The organism is Streptomyces sp. A1136 (assembly GCF_004795055.1).
Classification (GTDB): domain Bacteria; phylum Actinomycetota; class Actinomycetes; order Streptomycetales; family Streptomycetaceae; genus Streptomyces.
In genome coordinates, this window is sequence record NZ_SSBJ01000005.1 from 260,766 (window position 1) to 278,021 (window position 17,256).

The window sequence follows — 17,256 nt, forward strand, 5'->3', positions numbered from 1 at the left end:
GTGCCGTAACGCGCCGAGGGCGGGCGATGCGGCGCGGGCGCGGGCTACCTGCCCATCGTGAGGCCGTCCTTCGCCGCGCCGCGGCCGAGGACCGCTTCGCCGATGGCGTCCTTGGCGGTTTCCCAGTCGTCGTGGTCGGGGTGCTTGGCGAGGGCGTCGGGGAGGTTGACGACCCTCCAGGGCGACTCGTCCGTCATCTGCGGGATGAATTCGGCCTTGGTGACCCGCCAGCGCTGTCCCGCGGCGGCCGGCGGGGCGAAGGTGAAACGGCCGATGGACCCGTAGTTGCCGCGCGCGTCCCGCTCGCCGCTGTCGTTGAACATCTCGCCCGCCACCTGGTCGCCCATGCCGTAGACGACCCAGGTCCCGTTGACCTTCTCGTATGCCTGGGGGATGTGGGCGTGTGTGCCGAGGACGAGATCGATGTCGGGGCGCCCCGCCGTCCGCGAGGCGGTCAGGGCCTTGCCCAGCGACAGCTGGGTCTCGTCCGGCTCCGTCTGCCACTCGGTGCCCCAGTGCACGCTGACGAGGACCACGTCCGCGCCCGCTTTCCGGGCGGCCCGCGCGTCCGCGACGATCTTCTCCCGCTTCATCAGGTTGACGGCCCAGGGCTGCCCCTCGGGCATCGGGTAGCCGTTCGTGTCGTACGTGTACGCGAGGTGCGCGACCTTGGCGGAGCCCGCCCGGTAGGAGGTGACGGTGGCCGCCTCGGCCGCCGTGCGGGCGGAACCGGCGTGCTTGAGGCCGGCCTTGTCGAAGGCGTCGAGGGTGCGCCGCACCCCGTCGGCGCCGTCGTCCAGGGTGTGGTTGGAGGCGGTGGAGCAGCCGTCGTAGCCGGTCGCCTTCAGCGCGTCGGCGATCTCGGGCGGGGACTTGAAGGCGGGGTAGCCGGTGAAGGGGCCGCCCTCCTCGCCGTAGACGGTCTCCATGTGGCACAGGGCGAGGTCGGCCGCGGAGACCACCGCTTTGACCCCGGCGAACATGGGCCGGAAGTCGTAGCCTTCGCCCCCGGCGTCGGTGGCGCCCTGCCGGATGATCGAGGTGTGCGGCAGTACGTCGCCGCTCGCGACCAGGGTGAAGCCCTTGGCGCCGCCCGGGGCGGCCGGGGAGCCGCCGATGGAGGTCCCGGTGCCGTGACCGCCCGCCATGCGCCCGGGGGCGGACTTCCCGGTGGCGGAACAGGCGGCGGCCGAGGCGGACAGAAGGAGGGCCGACACGAGGGCGAGGGCCTGGCGGGTGCGCTGGGTCATCTGTACCGGCTCCGCTCGGAGGGACATCCGGGATACCCGGGACGCCTGGGGCGTGCCGGTGCCCAGATTCAGGATGATTTATACGACTATCCGATGAGCTGAATTCACAGAAGAAGGAGTCGCAAGTCAAGGACCGGCGCCGCCCCAACCGCCGCGGTTCACCCCCACGGCCGTTCGCCGCGCCGTTCGACCGTTCACCGTGCGGCGCGGCCGCCCACCGGAGGACCGGGGTGCTTGGGCGCAACGGGTGCACCGGACGGTTCCCGGACGGCCCCGTGCAGGTCAGGGTGAGTGCATCGGACCCTTGTGGTCCGCGGCAGACCCGGCGAACAGCGGAAGGAGCCACTCGTGCCGCCCTCCTCCACCCTCCTGCGCACGGACCCCGAGGCACTGGCCGAACTGCAGCGCGAGCACGGACGGGCGCTGTTCGGTTTCCTGATCGGCCTGACGGCGGGGGACGCGCAGCGGGCCGAAGACCTCGTCCAGGAGACCCTCGTACGGGTCTGGCAGCATCCGGAGGTGCTCGACAGCGGGCACGAGTCCATGCGGCCGTGGTTGTTCACCGTCGCCCGCCGCCTCGCGATCGACGCCCGCCGGGCGCGCCTGTCCCGACCCCAGGAGGTGGACCCGGACGGCCTGGAACAGGCGCCCTCGCCGGAGGACGCGGTGGCCGGCTCGGTGACCGCGATCGACGTCAGACGGGCCGTGGGCAGCCTGGGGCAGGAGCACCGCGAGGTGCTGATGCAGGTCTACTTCCGGGACCGCTCGGTGGCCGAGGCCGCAGCAGAACTCGGCATTCCGGCCGGGACCGTCAAGTCCCGTACGCACTACGCCCTGCGCGCCCTGCGCAAAGGCCTCCAGGGGTACGGACTCGGCGCCTGAGGTACCGTCAAGTCGGAGCGGGGAAGAGCCGGGGCGGCCCACCGCCACCCGGCCCCGGAAACGCCTCGAAGTGATACGGACCGGACACGATCCGTGTCAAAACCGGTATCGGAACGGTCAAGTTGAGTAAACATCCTCCGCTCCGCGAGGCCGTCGGTGAAGGCTCGGGGCTGACGACGGGAAGCTCGACACGCGGGAGAAGGTGGAACGGTGCGGCCCGAGGGTACGAACGGCACCAGTGACGGTGGCGGCGGTGGGCTGGCGGTGCCCATGGCGTGGCTCTACGCGGAGTACATCGCCGACGAACTGCTGCGTACGGGTCGGCTGATCCCCGTCGGCACACTGGAGTTCCGGGCCGGCCGGGACACGCTCGCGCTGACGATCTACCTCTCGGACGCGGCGGGTGAGCTCTCCGGGATCCGGGTGGTCTCCCAGCTCGACGAGTGGCTGTCGCTCACGGCCTACGGGCACCCCTGGCGCGACTGGGTGGAGACACGCTTCCTCCAACTCGGTGAAGAGGCCCGGGAAGAGGGGCGCGAGGAGGACCCCGACCTCGAACTGGCGCGGGCCGCCTGGCGCTGGCTGGACCGCACGGAGCTGTTCGCGACGAACCTCGACCCGGGACGGCACGGCCACGCGGGCACGCCGACAGGCCTGGACGAGAACGTCCGCGTCTGGACGCCGGCGTGGCAACTCGGGCTGCCGCTCGGTCATTTGGCGATGCATCTGTTCTGACGGCGGTGACAGGGCTCAGGCGTCCGCGACGCGGGACCCGGGCGCCTCGGCCGGGTCCGTGACCAGACCGGTGAAGTCCGCCTCGTTGCGCTCGGCCCGGGTCACGTACCAGCGGGCGATGAGCCACATCACCGGGTACACGAGCAGGCCCAGCGCCAGCCACACCAGCGGGCCGGACACGACCCCGGGCACCAGGAACGCCAACGGCAGCGCGCCGACCACCAGGGCGAGCACGGCCAGCGCCCACAGCGCCGCCCGGAGCTGACTGCGCATCAGGGCCCGGACGTAGGTGGCGCCGACGCTGGTCTGCTCGGAGATCTCCGACCGGGCTGGGGTGTGCGCGGGCGCCCTGCGCCGCGACCCCCGGGGCTCGCCGGTGACGACCTCCCGCCGCACCCCCCGCTGCTCCTCGGCCATGGCGCCGCAGTCTACGCGCCCACCGCCACTCGGAGCAGGCACACCACCGCCGCGGACCCGGCCCGAAACGCCCGCCGCCTGTAGCTTGGGGCCCGTGAACACCGAGCCACGAGGGATCGCCCCCACCTGCGGCGAGGGCGGCCGCGAGGTGACGCAGGGGTGCGGCCCGTGGTTCCGCTGCCATTGGGACGAGGAAGACACCTGGTTCTACTTCGAGGTCGACTCCGACGGGTGGGTGGTCCGGCAGGTCGAGCTCCAAGGCCCCGGGCTCCGGCCCCTCGCCGCCGCGCGGGACACCGACGACGACGCGCGGTACGGGTTCACCGCCGAGTCGCCGGTCTCCCAATGGGAGGGCCACGCGCCGCAACCGCTGACGGCGGCGGAGTTCGAGCGGGTCTGGGACAGGGCCCGGCGGGAGCTTTCGCCCGCCCGGCCCGGGCCTACTTGAGGAGGCGGGAGAGCCGTCGGTCCGCGAGCGGTTTGCCGCCGGTCTGGCAGGTCGGGCAGTACTCCAGGGAGGAGTCGGCGAAGGACACCGAACGGACGGTGTCCCCGCAGACCGGGCACGGCTCCCCCGCCCGGCCGTGGACCCGAAGCCCGCTCTTCTTCTCCGCCTTGAGCCGCCCCGCCGCCACCCCGTGGGCCCGCTCGACGGCCGAGCGCAGGGTGTCCCGGACGGCGTCGTAGAGGTGCGTCACCTGGTCGTCGTCGAAGGAGGCGGCCAGCTTGAACGGCGACACCTTCGCGGCGTGCAGGATCTCGTCGCTGTAGGCGTTCCCGATGCCGGCGATGACGCTCTGGTCGCGCAGCACGCCCTTGATCTGCCGCCGCTCCCCCGCCAGCAGGGCGGCGAAGGCGGCACGGTCGAAGCCGTCGGCGAGCGGGTCGGGCCCGAGCCGGGCGATGCCGGGGACCTCTTGGGGGTCGCGGACGACGTACACCGCGAGCCGCTTCTGGGTGCCCGCCTCCGTGAGATCGAAGCCCCCGCCGCCCTCCAGAGCGACGCGCAGCGCCAGCGGCCCCTTGCCGGGGCGCGGCGGTGCCGCCGGGAGAGTGTCCTGCCAGCGCAGCCAGCCGGCCCGCGCCAGGTGGGTCACGAGGTGGAGTTCGCCGATCCGCAGGGCGAGGAACTTCCCGTACCGGGTGGTGGGCCCCGCCACCTGCCCTTCGAGGGCGGTGAGCGGCGGCTCGTACGTCTTGAGCACGCTGACCGCGAGCGGGAGGACGCGCTCGACCACCCGCCCGGTCAGGTGCTCGTCGAGGAACTCCCTCAGGGCCTCGACTTCGGGCAGCTCCGGCATGCTCCCAGCGTGCCGGAGCGCCGGGCGTGACGCGAGCCGTGGGACGGCAGGGCCGGACCTGCCGGGGCCTTCGCCCCGTCCCGCGCGGGCTCAGGTCAGCGCGAACTCGCACCACACGCACTTGCCACCGCCCCTGGGGGCCACGCCCCAGACGTCCGCCAGCCGGTCCACCAGCATCAGGCCGCGGCCCGAGACGCCCGATTCCCCCGCCTCGCGGCGGCGGGGCAGGGCGCTGGAGCGGTCCTCGACCTCCACGCGGAGCCGGCCCCGGGGTCCGGGTAGGACCCGGAGCGTCACGATGGCCGGGCCGTCCGTGTGCATGAGGGCGTTGACGATCAGTTCGTCGGCGACCAGCTCGATCTCGTCGGCCCGCTCCCGCGCCCCCCAGGCGCGCACGGCCGCGCCGATCATGTGCCGGGCCGCGACCAGGGCTTCCGGGTCCGCCGGGGCGACGTGCAGTTGGAGCCGGCCGCCGCCCTGTGGCGCGTCGGGCACCTGGCGGCGCAGCAACAGCAGCGCCATGTCGTCGTCGCCGCCGCGCTCGTCGATGACCCCGCACAGTTGGTCCGCGAGCTTTTGGAGGTCCGCCGGGCCGCTTCGGATCAGTTCCGTCAGGTGCCCGATCCCCTGGTCGAGGTCGGTGCCGGGCTGCTCGACCAGTCCGTCCGTGCAGAGCAGAAGCGTTTCCCCGGGGCCCAGTTCCATCGTGGTGACCGCGTACTCCAGCCGGCCGAACTCCGCCGAGAGCCCCAGCGGCATGCCGCCCTCCGTCGTGAGCCGGCGGCAGTCCCCGTCGCGGGTGCGCAGCAGCGGGTCGATGTGCCCGGCCCGTACCAGTTGCAGCACGCCGGTCGCGAGGTCGGCCTCCACGTAGGCGCAGGTCGCGAAGCGGTCGGTGTCGAGCTCGTGCAGGAACACCGACGCCCGCGCCATGACGGTGGCGGGCGAGTGCCCTTCGGTGGCGTACGCGCGCAGCACGATGCGCAGCTGGCCCATCACGGCGGCGGCGTGCGTGTCGTGGCCCTGGACGTCGCCGATGACGGCCCCGACGCGACCGCCCGGCAGCGGGATGACGTCGTACCAGTCGCCGCCGATGTCCCGGCCCATGCGCGCCGACCGGTAGCGGACCGCGATGTCCGCGCCGGGGACGGACGGGATGCGGCGCGGCAGCATCGCCTGCTGGAGGCCTTCGGCGAGGTCGTGTTCCTGTTCCAGCAGCATGGCCCGTTGCAGGCTCTGCGCGATGCTGCTGCCGAGGGCGACGAGCAGGTTGCGTTCCTCCTGCGTGAAGCCGTCCTTGTCCTGGTAGAGCAGGCCGATGGCGCCGATCGGGCGGGCCTGGGCGATCAGGGGCAGGTAGGCGGCGGCCGAGATGTCCATCTCGGAGATCTTCGCCCAGAGGTCGGGGTAGCCCTCGGCGAACTCCTTCGCGGAGTCCAGGAAGCGGGGCTGGAGCGAGCGGACGACCTCGCTCATCGGGTACTGCTCGTCGATGCGGGTGTATCGGGTGCCGGGGACGAAACTGCCTTCCGGGCCTTCGGCCACCAGGTGGATGCGGCCGGCCTCGACCAGTCCCATGACCATGCCCATCGAGCCGAGCCGCTCCAGGCCGTGCGCGTCCCCGAGCGCGTCGATGACGTCCTTGACGGTACGGGCGTGCGCGAGGGCGGCGGTGGTGCTTTCGACCACGGAGGTCTGACGACGACGTTCCTCGTCCAGACCGAGGCGTTCCGCCGAGTGGCCGAGCTCCTCGGTCGCGTCCCGGACGATCCCGATGATCCGGTACGGGCGCCCGTCCGGGTCGCGCATCACCCGGCCCTGGGTGTGGGTCCAGCGGAGCGTGCCGTCCCGGCAGCGGATGCGGAAGTAGGCGCCGTAGCTGTCCACGCCGCTCTTGAGGGCGCTGGAGACGAGCGCGTCGAGCCGGGTCGCCTCGGCGGGCGGTACGCGGGAGGCGAGGGACTCGGGGCGGCCGTCGTACTCGGCGGCGCTCGTGTCGAACACTTCGAGGGCCGCGACGTCCATGTGCATGAGACCGGTGAGCAGGTCCCAGTCAAAACTGCCCATCCGGTTCAGCGAGAGCGACCGGTCCGGGTGCGCGGGCCAGTCGTCCGGCAGCGATACGGCGGTCGGCACCGGTCCACCATGACACACCGGCGGGTCAGGCGCTCTCCATGGAGGGGGCGGGGCCGACGGACTGCGGGGTGTCCGGCAGGGGGTACGGGTCGTAGGGCGCGGAGGGGTCGTATCCGTACGGGTCCGCCTGCTCCGGCGTCGCTCCGTCGGGTCCCGTCGGCAGTCCGGGGTCCCCGGGCGGCGCGGCGGGGTACCGGTCGGGCGGGAGGTCGAAGGTGCCGTCCGGCGGCAGGTCCTGCGGCAGGTCCTGCGGGAGGTCCCGGGGGACGTCCTGCGCGGGTCCGTTGGGCAGGTCCGGGGGGATCGGGGTGGGGGCGTCGGAGGGCGGCGCCGACGGCCGCTTGGGCTGGGGCCGGGCGGGTTGGGCCGGTTCGACCGGCCGGTTCTGCCCGGACGGTGGCTTCGGCCCTGCCGGCTCGGCGGGATCGCCCGGGCCGGTCGGGGCGGCCGGGCCGTCGGAGGTGAGGGGGCCGCTCGGGATGGTTTCGGCCGGGTCGTAGGGCGGCATCCCCTTCGGCGTCGTGTCCTGGGCGCCGTCGTCGCCGGTCTTGCGCTCCAGCCAGGTGTTGTCGGCGAGGTTGACGAGCACGAGGTGGTCCAGTTGCTGGACGGTGGGCTCGATGACGATGACCTGGTTGGCCTGGTAGCCGTTCCACGGATCGCCCTTGATCACCGGGTTCCCCTTGGGGGCGCGCGGCGGGGAGAGGGGGTGGCCGGAGCCGCAGCGCACGCGCGGCATGCCGTGGCCGTCGACGAGGACGGCCGTCCCGGCCTGGAGCACGGCCTGGAAGGCGCCGGCCCGGCCGTCTTGGAAGCCGTGGCCGGTGACCCGGGTGTCGGCGCGCAGGACCACCGGCGTGAGGTCGCGCAGGAAGTCCCCGATCTTGTCCTGGGCGACGCCGGAGGCCTCGGCGAAGGCGTTCGCCTTGGCGTTGTCGGCGGTCAGGAGGCTCGACTGGTGTTCCACGTCGCAGCTTCCGAGCCGCTGGATGCCGCCATACAGACCGGGCGTCGCGGCGTTGACGGTGCGGATGCCCTGGCCGCTCTGGTTGGGAAGCGGGGGCTGGGCGGGGGCCGATTCACCGGTGGCGGTGGATGTGGTGAAGGGGTCGGGTCCCGCGGAGCCCACGGGTTGGAGGTGGATCTCCTGGACCTCCGGGCCGGGGGTGCTCACGGGCTTCTCGGAACCCCCGCAGGCGGTCGCGAGCAACCCGAGCAGGCCGATGGCCGTGAAGAGCGGCGTCCGGACCGGTGCGTGACGGCGCGGCGCCTGACGGGATGTCGGTGCGTGCTCGTCGCTCAAGAGAATCTCCCTGTTCGCCCCGGTTGCTTCCTCCTTGTCTGCCGTATCCCCGCCCGGCCCGCAACCGGAGGCCCGCGACCGGAGCACCCGCCACTTCTTGAACATGTTCAAGGAACCGCGTAGGGTCACGACCACGACTTGAACGCGTTCAAGACCGTTCGGCGCATCGGACCGCGGGAGTGGCAGTGACGGTACTCGTGAACCTGATCGTCACCCTGGGCATGCTCCACGTCGTCACCACCGGCCTGCGCCTGATCGACCCGACCCGGTACCGCCGCACCGCCCGGCTCTGGCCCCTGCTCGCCACCCCCGGGGCACTGTGCCTGTGGCTGCCCCGCGGCGCGCCGGCCACGGCGCTCGCGGTGCTCTACGCGACCGCCACCTGGGCCCTGGCCGCCGGGGCCGTGCCCCTGCGGCCGCGGGGCACGCGGCGGACCGGCGGCCCGTTGCCCGCCCCCGTCGAGGTCGCCGTGCTCACCGCGCTGGTGTCCCCGGCCGTCGCCGGTACCGCCCTCGTCGCGGAGCGCGCCGGGTACCGGCTCTTCGGCTTCGACCTCGACGTCCTCGCACTGACCGTCCCGCACTTCCACTTCGCCGGCTTCACCGCCGCCCTGGTCGCCGGCCTGGTGTGCCGGGCGGCCGGGTCCGACGGGGGGAGCGGGCCCGGGACGGGCGCGTCGGCCCGCCGGGCCGCGTACAGCGTCCCCACCCGGACGCTGCTCGTCCTCGTCGGCTACTTCATCGGCGATCCGGCCGAGCTGGTGGGGGCCGTGGTACCGACCACCGGGATGTGGGCGGTGGCCTTGACCACCTGGCGCGCGATCCGCCCGGGCGCCCGCGACCGCGCCACCCGCGCGCTCCTCGCCACCTCGGCCGGCGTCCTGGTGGTCACGATGCTGCTCGCCCTGTGGTGGGCGACCGGCGAGGCCACCGGGATCACCCACCCCACCCTGACCTGGACGGCCGCGACGCACGGCCTCGGGAACGCGCTCGGCTTCGCCCTCTGCTCGCTGTGCGCATGGCGCCGGCTCACCATGGACCGACAGGAGATGACCCGATGACCCGACTCCTCAGCACCGGCCGCGACACCCTCAGCTACCCCGAGAGGGGCGCGACGGAGCACCGCCCGCTCCCCGCCGGATACAACCACCTCCACCACCGGACCCGGATCGGACACGGCAGGGACGTCTTCGAGGCCGCCGGGACGGCGCTGACGACCTTCGACGCCCACCGCGCCTCGGGCATGCGCGTGGGCGCGGAGACGGGCGCCGTCCGGCCCGGCGCGCGGGTGACGGTCGGGATCGGCTTCGGCCCCCTGCGCGTCGACGCCCGCTGCCTGGTCGTGCGGACCGCCTACGAGACCACCCGCATCGGCTTCGCGTACGGGACCCTGGCGGGCCACCCGGAATCCGGCGAGGAGTCCTTCATGGTGCTCATGGAGCCCGACGGCACCGTGTGGTTCGAGGTGACCGCCTTCAGCCGCCCCGCACGCTGGTACACCCGCCTGGGCGGCCCCCTGGTCCCCTTCCTCCAGCTCGCTTACGCCCGCCTGCTCGGCCGCACCCTGCGCAGGCTGGCAACCGCGGCACCCGGCGCCTGATACTGGAGGGGATGGACTGGTTCACGGCGCCCGGCTACTGGTTGGGTCGGCTGGTCTTCCAGCGGACCCTGGCCGGCGTCTACCTCTGCGCCTTCACCGCCGCGGCCCTCCAGTTCCGCGCCCTGATCGGGGAGCAGGGCATGCTCCCCGTGCCGCGATACGTACGCTACGTCCCGTTCCGCCGCGCCCCGAGCCTGTTCCAATGGCGCTACGACGACCGGCTCTTCGCCTGCTGCGCCTGGGCCGGCGCGGCGCTGGCCGCGGCGCTGGCGGCGGGGGCCGGGGACGTCGTGCCGCTGGGCGCGGCGATGGCGATGTGGGCCGTGCTGTGGCTGCTCTACCTGTCGATCGTGAACGTGGGGCAGACCTGGTACTCCTTCGGCTGGGAGTCGCTCCTGCTGGAAGTGGGGTTCCTCGCGGTCTTCCTCGGCAACGCCCGGACGGGACCACCGGTGCTGGTGCTGTGGCTGCTGCGCTGGGTCGTGTTCCGCGTGGAGTTCGGCGCCGGGCTGATCAAGATGCGGGGCGACGCCTGCTGGCGCAAGCTGACCTGCCTCTACCACCACCACGAGACCCAGCCGATGCCGGGGCCGCTGAGTTGGTTCTTCCACCACCTGCCGAAGCCGCTGCACCGGGTGGAGTGCGCCGCGAACCACGTGACCCAACTGGTCGTCCCGGTACTGCTGTTCACCCCTCAGCCGGTGGCCTCGTACGCCGCCGGGATCATCGTCGCGACGCAGCTGTGGCTGGTGCTGTCGGGGAACTTCGCCTGGCTGAACTGGGTCACGATCGCACCCGCCCTGTCCGCCGTCGACTTCACGGGACTCACGGGGCCGCCCCCGGCCGCGGCCTTCCGCCCGGCGCCCCTCTGGTACGTGGTCCTGGTGTGCGCGGTGACCGCGCTGGTGCTCGTCCTCAGCCGGCACCCGGTGGCGAACATGCTCTCGCGGCGCCAGGTGATGAACCGCTCCTTCGACTCCCTGCACCTGGTCAACACCTACGGGGCGTTCGGCACGGTGGGCCGGATACGCGACGAGGTGGTGGTGGAGGGAACCGCCGAGCGGGTACCCCGGTCGGACGGCGACTGGCGCGAGTACGGTTTCAAGGGCAAACCGGGTGATCCGCGCCGGCTCCCCCGCCAGTTCGCCCCCTACCATCTGCGGCTGGACTGGCTGATGTGGTTCGCGGCGCTCTCCCCGGCCTACGCGCGGGACTGGTTCGGCCCGTTCGTGGAGCGGCTGCTGGCGAACGACCGGGACACGCTGCGCCTGCTGCGCCACAACCCCTTCCCGGACGCACCACCGGTGTACGTGCGGGCGAGGCTGTACCGCTACCGGTTCACGACCTGGCGCGAGCTGCGGGAGACCGGCGCCTGGTGGCACCGCAGGCTGCTCCGCGAGTACCTGCCGCCCACGCGTCTGGCCGAAGCGGCCTGGTCAGAGCCCGAGTAGCGCCGCCTCCTGTTCGGGCGAGACCCCGTTCGACGGCCTGTCGGGGCGCTGCGGGGCGACGCCGCCGAGGGTCCGGAGCCAGGCCCAGGTGTCCGCCACGGTCTCCTCGACGGGCCGGCACTCCAGGCCCGCGGCCAGGGCCTTGGTGACATCGGCCTTGAACATGTGGTCGTGCAGTTCGCCGGGCGGGAGCCAGACGGGCAACTCGGTCCACGGCCGGACGCCTGCGGCCTCGATCGCCGCGGGGTCGATCCAGCGGAGGTCCGCCCCGCCTCCGGTGACGGCCGTGCAGGCCTCCAGGAGACGGGCCGTCGTGGCGTGCCCGGACGGCGAGACCAGGTCGAACGCGCCGCCGTGCCCGGCGCGTGCGGCCGTCAGGGTCCAACGCGCGAGGTCGCGGACGTCGATGTACTGGATCGGGAGGTCACGCGGGCCCGGGGCTGCCATCGGGCCGCCCCGGGCCGCACGGTTCAACCAATAGGGCAATCGGCCGACATTCTCGTACGGGCCGAGGATCAGCCCGGCGCGCACCAGCAGGGCGCGCTCGCCGAACGCGTCGACGACGGCGAGCTCACCGCCCCGCTTGTCCTCGGCGTAGGCGGTGGCGTCCGCGTCGGGCGAGCCCGCGACGAGCGGGGCGTCCTCGCCCAGGCCCACCGGGCCCGGGTAGGCGTACACCGAGCGACTGGAGACGTACGCGTACCGTCCGGCCCGGTCCGCGAGCAGTCGGGCGCTGTCGCGCACGACGGTGGGGGCACCGCCCCAGGTGTCGACGACGAGGTCCCACTCCCCCTCGGCGAGCGCGGCCAGGCCGTCCGGCGCGGTGCGGTCTCCGTGGACGGCGGAGGTGCCTGGCGGGGGCGGGTGGTGTCCCCGGTGGAAGACGGTGACGTCCCAGCCCAGGTCCACGGCTTCTTCGGTGATCGCGCGTCCGACGAATTCGGTGCCGCCCAGCATCAGCAGTCTCATGCCGGTCAGCCTGCCCGCCCGGGCCGGTGCCCGGAACCCTTGATCGCCCTCAGCGATGACGCCCAGGGCGTACACCGCGCGGGAACCCGCCGGGACGCGCGGCGCCCCCGCCGCCGGTTCGGCGCGGGGGCGCTGTGTCGCCGGCGCCGCCCGCGCCCTGTCCGGGCGGGCGGCGCCAGGGCCTGTCAGGCCGGTCTTCCGGGACCCGCGTGGCGCATCAGCGCCACGATCGGTCCACGGCCGTATCTAGTCGATGCCGGGCAGGATGTGAGGCTCCGCCAGGTCGTCTTCGTAGCCCGCCAGTCGGATCGGCGCGGACCGGGCCCACACTTCGAGGCTGCCGAGCGCGTCGGAGCGGCTCTTGGCCTGCCACCCCGACCGTTCCAGCAGGACCTGGTCGGACTTCGTCGGTTCTGTCACCGCGCACTCCTTTGTGTCGCGCAACCCGGCGGGCGAGACCCCGCGTCGGGCAGGAATGAAAGGGATACCGGACGCGGTGGCGCCGTGATGGAACGAGGAAGGGCCGTGGTGGGGCCCTTCGTGCGCTCCAGAGTACACATATGAGCGGAACCCCGCTCGATGGAAAGGCAAAATTCACTCTTGCCCTCTTGTCTTCGCCCGGGGTTAAGCCGATCGTGGCCCGCCACGCCGTCGGCGAATGCTCTGCTCGGCGCACACGTGCGGTGGCGAGCGGAGGAACGGTGACGGTGACGAGGTCCGAAAGGTGCCGGTACTGGACAGTGTCGAGGGACTGACGGATCTGCTGCACGCCTGCCGCGGGGCGTGGGACGCGCCGGGCCGCGGCGGCGACCCGGTGGACCTGCACGACCACGGGCTCCAGACGGCGGACACGCCGCTCACGCGGCGGACGCGGTCCGACCGCTGCTCGGGGACCGGGTGGCGCGGCTGGTACGGCTGCACGTGCCGGCGAAGCGCTACCTGGCCGGGGTCGAGCCCGGGCGGCCGCTGTCGCCGCAGAGCGCGCTGACCTTGCGCGAGCAGGGTGGTCCGACGGACGGGGCGGAGGTGCGGGCCTTCATCGCGGACCCCGACGCGGCGGCGGCGGTGGTCCTGCGCCGGGCCGACGACGCCGGCAAGGTGGTCGGGCTCGACGCGGGCGTGATGGAGGACCGGCGGCCTGTCCTGGAGCTGGTGGCGGCCGGGGCGCTCGCGGCCGCCGGCGCCCACCGGACCGGCTGAGACCCGGCCGGGACGGCGGCGCCCCGGCCCCCTCTCGGAAGGGCCGGGGCGACGGGCGGAGCGACGGGCGGTGGATGCCGACCGCGGGAGACGGCCTACCAGTTGGCGGGCGCGTAGTCCTTGAGGAAGACGCCGTACAGGTCCTCGCCGGCCTCGCCGCGGACGATCGGGTCGTAGACGCGGGCCGCGCCGTCCACCAGGTCGAGCGGGGCGTGGAAGCCCTCCTCGGCGAGCCGGACCTTGTCCGGGTGCGGGCGCTCATCGGTGATCCAGCCGGTGTCCACGGCGGTCATCAGGATCTGGTCCTTCTGGAACATCTCCTGGGCGCTGGTGCGCGTCAGCATGTTCAGGGCTGCCTTCGCCATGTTGGTGTGCGGGTGCCCGGCGCCCTTGTAGCCGCGGCTGAACACGCCCTCCATCGCCGACACGTTGACGACGTAGCGGCGGCCGGCCTCGGCGGCGGCCATCGCCGGACGCAGTCTGCTGATCAGGATGAACGGCGCGGTGGAGTTGCACAGCTGCACTTCGAGCAGCTCGATGGGGTCCACCTCCGACACCGTCTGGATCCAGCTGTTGGTGTCGTGCAGGTCCGGGACCAGACCGCCCGCGTCGATGGCGGTACCGGCCGCGATCCGCTCCAGGGAGGCGGAGCCGGAGACCAGCGCCAACTCCGTGACGTCCTGGGCGCTGAGCTTCTCGCCCTTGCCGGTGGGCAGGGCCGCCACCCGGTCGACGGTGCCGCTGCCGAAGGTGCCGATCACCTCGGCGGAGGGCAGCTCACCGGCGGGGAGCGGGGCGCTCTCGGCGGCGACCAGCTCGCTGTAGGCGCCCGGGGACCGGCGTACGGTCTGGGCGGCGTTGTTGATCAGGATGTCGAGCGGCCCCTCGGCGGCGACCGAGTCGGCGAGCGCGACGACCTGCGCCGGGTCGCGGAGGTCGATGCCGACGATCTTCAGGCGGTGCAGCCACTCGGAGCTGTCGGGCATCGCCTTGAAGCGGCGGATCGCGTCATTGGGGAAGCGGGTGGTGATGGTGGTGTGGGCGCCGTCGCGCAGCAGCCGCAGCGCGATGTACATGCCGATCTTGGCGCGGCCGCCGGTGAGGAGGGCGCGGCGGCCGGTCAGGTCGGTGCGGGCGTCGCGTCGGGCGCGGTTGAAGGCGGCGCAGTCCTGGCACAGCTGGTGGTAGAACGCGTCGACCTCGACGTAGCGCGTCTTGCAGACGTAGCAGGAGCGCGGGCGCTGGAGTATCCCGGCGATGGGGCCCTTGGTGGCGGCGGTCAGGGCGTTGCCCTGGGTCTCGTCGTCGATGCGCTCGGCGGAGCCGGTCGCGGTCGCCTCGGTGACGGCCTTGTCGTTGGCGGTCTTCGCGGCGCGGCGCTCCTGGCGGCGGCGCTGCTTGACCGTGCGGTAGAGGCCGGCGGTGGCGCGGCGCACGGTGACGGCGTCCGGGTGGTCGACGTCGAGCTTGTCCAGCTCGTCGAGGACGCTGAGGCAGAGGGCGAGCCTGTCGGGATCGATGCCCGGGCCGTACGCCGGGTCGCCCCCGGTCACGTGGTTGTCTTCGGTCACCGTCATGGCCGCTGCGTTCCTTGCTCACTCGTCCGCATCCGCCTGCTGCGGAAGTCCCAAAACCGCAACTGTACGGAGGCCACGCGCCCGGTACCAAACCCGTGCCCGCACCGCTCACGGAGCGCGAGCGCGCGTCACCCTGCGAAAGGCCGGAACCGGCCGCCCAGGCCCGCGGGCGGGGGTCGGCCGGGGGCGGCGGCGGGGCAGGAATAGGCCGGCCGGGTGGGGCATTGTGGACTTCATGAGTGCACTGGCACTGTCGGTCCTCCTCTGCCTGGTTTCGGCAGTCGCGTACGCCGGGGGCGCGATCGTCCAGGAGCGGGTCGCGGCCGGCTCGCCCGACCGCCTGTACGCACCGCTCCACCGGCCCGTCTGGTGGGCGGCGGTGGTCCTCAACGGCCTCGGCGCGGCCCTCCACGTGCTCGCCCTCAAGTACGGGCCGCTGAGCCTGGTGCAGCCGCTCGGGGCGCTGACCATCGTCTTCGCGCTCCCGATGGCGGCGGTGTTCGTACGCCGCCGGGCAGGGGCGGCGGCCTGGCGCGGGGCGGTACTGGCGACGGTCGGCCTGGCGGGGCTGCTGGCGCTCACGGGAGGCGACCGGGACGCCGGGCGGACGTTGGCGGCAGGCGAGCGGAGCCTGCTGTTGCCGGTGACGGTGGCCCTGGTCGCGGCGCTTCTCCTGGTGGCGCACCGGACGCGCCGGGTGGTGCTGCGCGGTGTGCTGCTGGCCGCGGCCGCGGGGACGGCGTTCGGCATGGCCTCGGTGTTCACCAAGTCGGTCGCCGACGGTTTCTCCCTGGACGCGCCCGCCGCCCGGTGGCCCGATCTGCTGGTCATCGCCGTCCTGGCGTCCGGCGGGCTGCTGCTGTCGCAGGCGGCCTACCGGGGCGCCGGGCTGGCGGCGCCGCTCGCCACGGTGACGGTGGTGGACCCGGTGGTGGCCGCGGCGGTCGGCCTCTCCCTCTTCGACGAGGGCTTCCGGTACGGGTACGCCGGGACGGCGGCGGCGCTGGTGAGCGCCGCCGCGGCGGCGGCCGGCCTGGTGCTGCTCACGACCGCGCCGCCGCACGCAGGCGGGTCAGATGTCGACGCCGCGCCCGCGGAGGTACCTGAGGGGGTCGATGTCGGTGCCGTACCCGGGCCCGGTACGCATCTCGAAGTGGAGGTGCGGCCCGGTGGTGTTGCCGGTGGAGCCGGAGCGGCCGATGCGCTGGCCCCCGGAGACCTGCTGCCCGGCCTTCACGCCGAGGGCGGAGAGGTGGGCGTACTGGGAGTACCGACCGTCGGCGTGCCGGATGACCACCTGGTAGCCGTACGCCCCGGCCCAGCCGGCCGAGAGGACCGTGCCGGGGCCGACGGCCTTGATGCTGGTGCCGGTCGGCACCGGGAAGTCGACGCCGGTGTGGTACCCGCTGGACCAGGAGGAGCCCGCGACGTGGTACGCCGTGCCCATGGCGGCGTCGACGGGGGCGGTGAAGCCCGACGACGCCGTCTCCTGCTTCGCTGACTCCGACTTCGCCGGTTCGGTCCGCTCGGGCTTGGGCGCCGGCTTGGTCTGTTCCGGCTTGGGGGCGGCCGGCTGCACGGGCTTGACCGGCTCGGCGACGCGCGGTGGCTTCTCCGGGTTCTGGGCGGGCGGCGCGACAGGGGCGGTGGTGACCCGCAGGGTGAGCCGCTGGCCCGGGAAGATCAGGTTCGGGTTGCCGCCGATGGTGTCGTGGTTGGTCTCGTACAGCGCCTGCCAGCCGCCTTCGACGTGCTGGTCGGTGGCGATCGCCGAGAGCGAGTCCCCGGGGGCGACGACGTAGGGGTTCGGCAACACCGAGGTACCGGTGGGGCGGCCCGTGTTCCGCGCGGGGACCGGGGCCTGGGCTTTGACGGCCGCGGGGGTCGCCGTCTGTTGGCGCGGGATCACGGCCGGCGCGGGGCCGCTGCGGCTGAGACCGGCCTGCGGCCCGCAGGCGGGCCAGGCGCGGGGGCCCTGTCCCTTGAGCACCTTCTCGGCCACCGCGATCTGCTGGTCCTTGGTGGCCAGGTCGGCGCGGGCCGCGAAGGCGGTGCCGCCGAAGGCGCGCCAGGTGCTCTGGCTGAACTGGAGGCCGCCGAAGTAGCCGTTGCCGGTGTTGATGTGCCAGTCGTTGGTCGACTCGCAGGTGGCGACCTTGTCCCAGGTGCTCACGGAGGCCGCGTGGGCGGCCCCGGCACCGATGAGCGGTAGCGCGATCCCCGCGCCACCGGCGGTGACGGCGAGGGAGGCGCGGTTGATGCTGCTCGGCTGATACCGGCGATGCCGGCCCCGTACACCCATGGGAGCCCCCTTGAAGACGTGCCGGAACCGCACATGCCAACGGCACCGGTGGAGGCTGACAATAGCGACAACCGGCTGTCTTCGAGGGGGATTTGACGCTTTACCCGCGACCCAGCGGCCCGGGCTGCGGGAT

Annotated in this window: 16 protein-coding genes and 1 pseudogene; 8 read left to right on the forward strand and 9 right to left on the reverse strand. The window is 73.4% G+C overall.

The annotated features are described in order from the left end of the window. Nucleotides 1–44 precede the first annotated feature (44 nt). Nucleotides 45–1,250, reverse strand: a complete 1,206-nt coding sequence (locus tag E6R62_RS07255; RefSeq protein WP_136212456.1) for a CapA family protein — start codon at nucleotides 1,248–1,250, stop codon at nucleotides 45–47. A 348-nt stretch (nucleotides 1,251–1,598) separates the two neighbouring features. On the opposite strand from E6R62_RS07255, the gene E6R62_RS07260 reads away from it, so the two are divergent. Continuing rightward, nucleotides 1,599–2,132: a sigma-70 family RNA polymerase sigma factor gene (locus E6R62_RS07260; protein WP_136212457.1), complete on the forward strand. Its 534-nt coding sequence runs from the start codon at nucleotides 1,599–1,601 to the stop codon at nucleotides 2,130–2,132. A gap of 270 nt (nucleotides 2,133–2,402) precedes the next feature. Next, nucleotides 2,403–2,867 carry a hypothetical protein gene (locus E6R62_RS07265; RefSeq protein ID WP_168713999.1) on the forward strand — a complete coding sequence of 155 codons (465 nt, stop codon included), beginning with the start codon at nucleotides 2,403–2,405 and terminating at the stop codon, nucleotides 2,865–2,867. 15 nt (nucleotides 2,868–2,882) lie between these two features. Here E6R62_RS07265 and E6R62_RS07270 read toward each other — a convergent pair whose 3' ends face one another. After that, nucleotides 2,883–3,284: a hypothetical protein gene (locus E6R62_RS07270; protein WP_136212459.1), complete on the reverse strand. Its 402-nt coding sequence runs from the start codon at nucleotides 3,282–3,284 to the stop codon at nucleotides 2,883–2,885. Between the two features lie 148 nt (nucleotides 3,285–3,432). On the opposite strand from E6R62_RS07270, the gene E6R62_RS07275 reads away from it, so the two are divergent. After that, entirely contained in the window at nucleotides 3,433–3,732 is a 300-nt protein-coding gene (locus E6R62_RS07275) for a hypothetical protein (protein WP_136212503.1), read from the forward strand. On the opposite strand, the gene E6R62_RS07280 is transcribed toward E6R62_RS07275, so the two are convergent. From E6R62_RS07280 to E6R62_RS07290, 3 genes are all read right to left on the reverse strand, one after another. Next, nucleotides 3,725–4,585: an Fpg/Nei family DNA glycosylase gene (locus E6R62_RS07280; RefSeq protein WP_136212460.1), complete on the reverse strand. Its 861-nt coding sequence runs from the start codon at nucleotides 4,583–4,585 to the stop codon at nucleotides 3,725–3,727. The genes E6R62_RS07275 and E6R62_RS07280 overlap by 8 nt on opposite strands. Before the next feature lie 90 nt (nucleotides 4,586–4,675). Further along, a complete protein-coding gene (locus tag E6R62_RS07285; protein WP_240801526.1) occupies nucleotides 4,676–6,739 on the reverse strand; it encodes a SpoIIE family protein phosphatase in 2,064 nt (687 codons plus the stop codon). Nucleotides 6,740–6,746: 7 nt separating this feature from the next. Then, nucleotides 6,747–8,024: a DUF6777 domain-containing protein gene (locus E6R62_RS07290; protein ID WP_206308673.1), complete on the reverse strand. Its 1,278-nt coding sequence runs from the start codon at nucleotides 8,022–8,024 to the stop codon at nucleotides 6,747–6,749. Nucleotides 8,025–8,209: 185 nt separating this feature from the next. On the opposite strand from E6R62_RS07290, the gene E6R62_RS07295 reads away from it, so the two are divergent. From E6R62_RS07295 to E6R62_RS07305, 3 genes are read left to right on the forward strand one after another with little or no spacing between them, the layout of a single operon-like run. Next, nucleotides 8,210–9,085, forward strand: coding sequence for a YndJ family protein (locus E6R62_RS07295; protein WP_136212461.1), 876 nt, complete (start codon nucleotides 8,210–8,212; stop codon nucleotides 9,083–9,085). Then, a complete protein-coding gene (locus E6R62_RS07300) occupies nucleotides 9,082–9,624 on the forward strand; it encodes a DUF1990 family protein (RefSeq protein WP_136212462.1) in 543 nt (180 codons plus the stop codon). The genes E6R62_RS07295 and E6R62_RS07300 overlap by 4 nt, the downstream gene beginning before the upstream one ends. An 11-nt stretch (nucleotides 9,625–9,635) precedes the next feature. Beyond that, nucleotides 9,636–11,075, forward strand: coding sequence for a lipase maturation factor family protein (locus tag E6R62_RS07305; protein ID WP_136212463.1), 1,440 nt, complete (start codon nucleotides 9,636–9,638; stop codon nucleotides 11,073–11,075). Here the strand turns inward: E6R62_RS07305 and E6R62_RS07310 are convergent. Together E6R62_RS07310 and E6R62_RS39430 are read right to left on the reverse strand one after the other, a co-directional pair. Then, a complete protein-coding gene (locus E6R62_RS07310) occupies nucleotides 11,061–12,044 on the reverse strand; it encodes an NAD-dependent epimerase/dehydratase family protein (RefSeq protein ID WP_136212464.1) in 984 nt (327 codons plus the stop codon). The two genes, E6R62_RS07305 and E6R62_RS07310, sit on opposite strands and share 15 nt — an antisense overlap. A 246-nt stretch (nucleotides 12,045–12,290) precedes the next feature. Then, nucleotides 12,291–12,464: a hypothetical protein gene (locus E6R62_RS39430; protein ID WP_168713994.1), complete on the reverse strand. Its 174-nt coding sequence runs from the start codon at nucleotides 12,462–12,464 to the stop codon at nucleotides 12,291–12,293. A 477-nt stretch (nucleotides 12,465–12,941) separates the two neighbouring features. Here E6R62_RS39430 and E6R62_RS42030 point away from each other — a divergent pair, with 477 nt between their 5' ends. Beyond that, nucleotides 12,942–13,244, forward strand: coding sequence for a hypothetical protein (locus tag E6R62_RS42030; protein WP_306432410.1), 303 nt, complete (start codon nucleotides 12,942–12,944; stop codon nucleotides 13,242–13,244). A gap of 95 nt (nucleotides 13,245–13,339) precedes the next feature. On the opposite strand, the gene E6R62_RS07320 is transcribed toward E6R62_RS42030, so the two are convergent. Then, nucleotides 13,340–14,821, reverse strand: coding sequence for an SDR family oxidoreductase (locus E6R62_RS07320; protein ID WP_136212465.1), 1,482 nt, complete (start codon nucleotides 14,819–14,821; stop codon nucleotides 13,340–13,342). Nucleotides 14,822–15,056: 235 nt separating this feature from the next. Between E6R62_RS07320 and E6R62_RS40720 the strand changes: the two are divergent. Then, nucleotides 15,057–15,872: pseudogene (locus tag E6R62_RS40720) on the forward strand (DMT family transporter); the annotation flags it as partial. Nucleotides 15,873–15,893: 21 nt separating this feature from the next. Here the strand turns inward: E6R62_RS40720 and E6R62_RS07330 are convergent. Then, nucleotides 15,894–17,123 carry a transglycosylase family protein gene (locus tag E6R62_RS07330; protein ID WP_136212467.1) on the reverse strand — a complete coding sequence of 410 codons (1,230 nt, stop codon included), beginning with the start codon at nucleotides 17,121–17,123 and terminating at the stop codon, nucleotides 15,894–15,896. Nucleotides 17,124–17,256: the final 133 nt, after the last annotated feature.

Excerpts from the sequence above, each read along its gene's own strand:
- E6R62_RS07305 (WP_136212463.1), top strand. The coding sequence starts at position 9,636 with ATGGACTGGTTCACGGCGCCCGGCTACTGGTTGGGTCGGCTGGTCTTC.
- E6R62_RS07280 (WP_136212460.1), bottom strand. The coding sequence starts at position 4,585 with ATGCCGGAGCTGCCCGAAGTCGAGGCCCTGAGGGAGTTCCTCGACGAG.
- E6R62_RS07310 (WP_136212464.1), bottom strand. The coding sequence starts at position 12,044 with ATGAGACTGCTGATGCTGGGCGGCACCGAATTCGTCGGACGCGCGATC.
- E6R62_RS07270 (WP_136212459.1), bottom strand. The coding sequence starts at position 3,284 with ATGGCCGAGGAGCAGCGGGGGGTGCGGCGGGAGGTCGTCACCGGCGAG.
- E6R62_RS07255 (WP_136212456.1), bottom strand. The coding sequence starts at position 1,250 with ATGACCCAGCGCACCCGCCAGGCCCTCGCCCTCGTGTCGGCCCTCCTT.
- E6R62_RS07300 (WP_136212462.1), top strand. The coding sequence starts at position 9,082 with ATGACCCGACTCCTCAGCACCGGCCGCGACACCCTCAGCTACCCCGAG.
- E6R62_RS07265 (WP_168713999.1), top strand. The coding sequence starts at position 2,403 with ATGGCGTGGCTCTACGCGGAGTACATCGCCGACGAACTGCTGCGTACG.
- E6R62_RS07320 (WP_136212465.1), bottom strand. The coding sequence starts at position 14,821 with ATGACGGTGACCGAAGACAACCACGTGACCGGGGGCGACCCGGCGTAC.
- E6R62_RS07330 (WP_136212467.1), bottom strand. The coding sequence starts at position 17,123 with ATGGGTGTACGGGGCCGGCATCGCCGGTATCAGCCGAGCAGCATCAAC.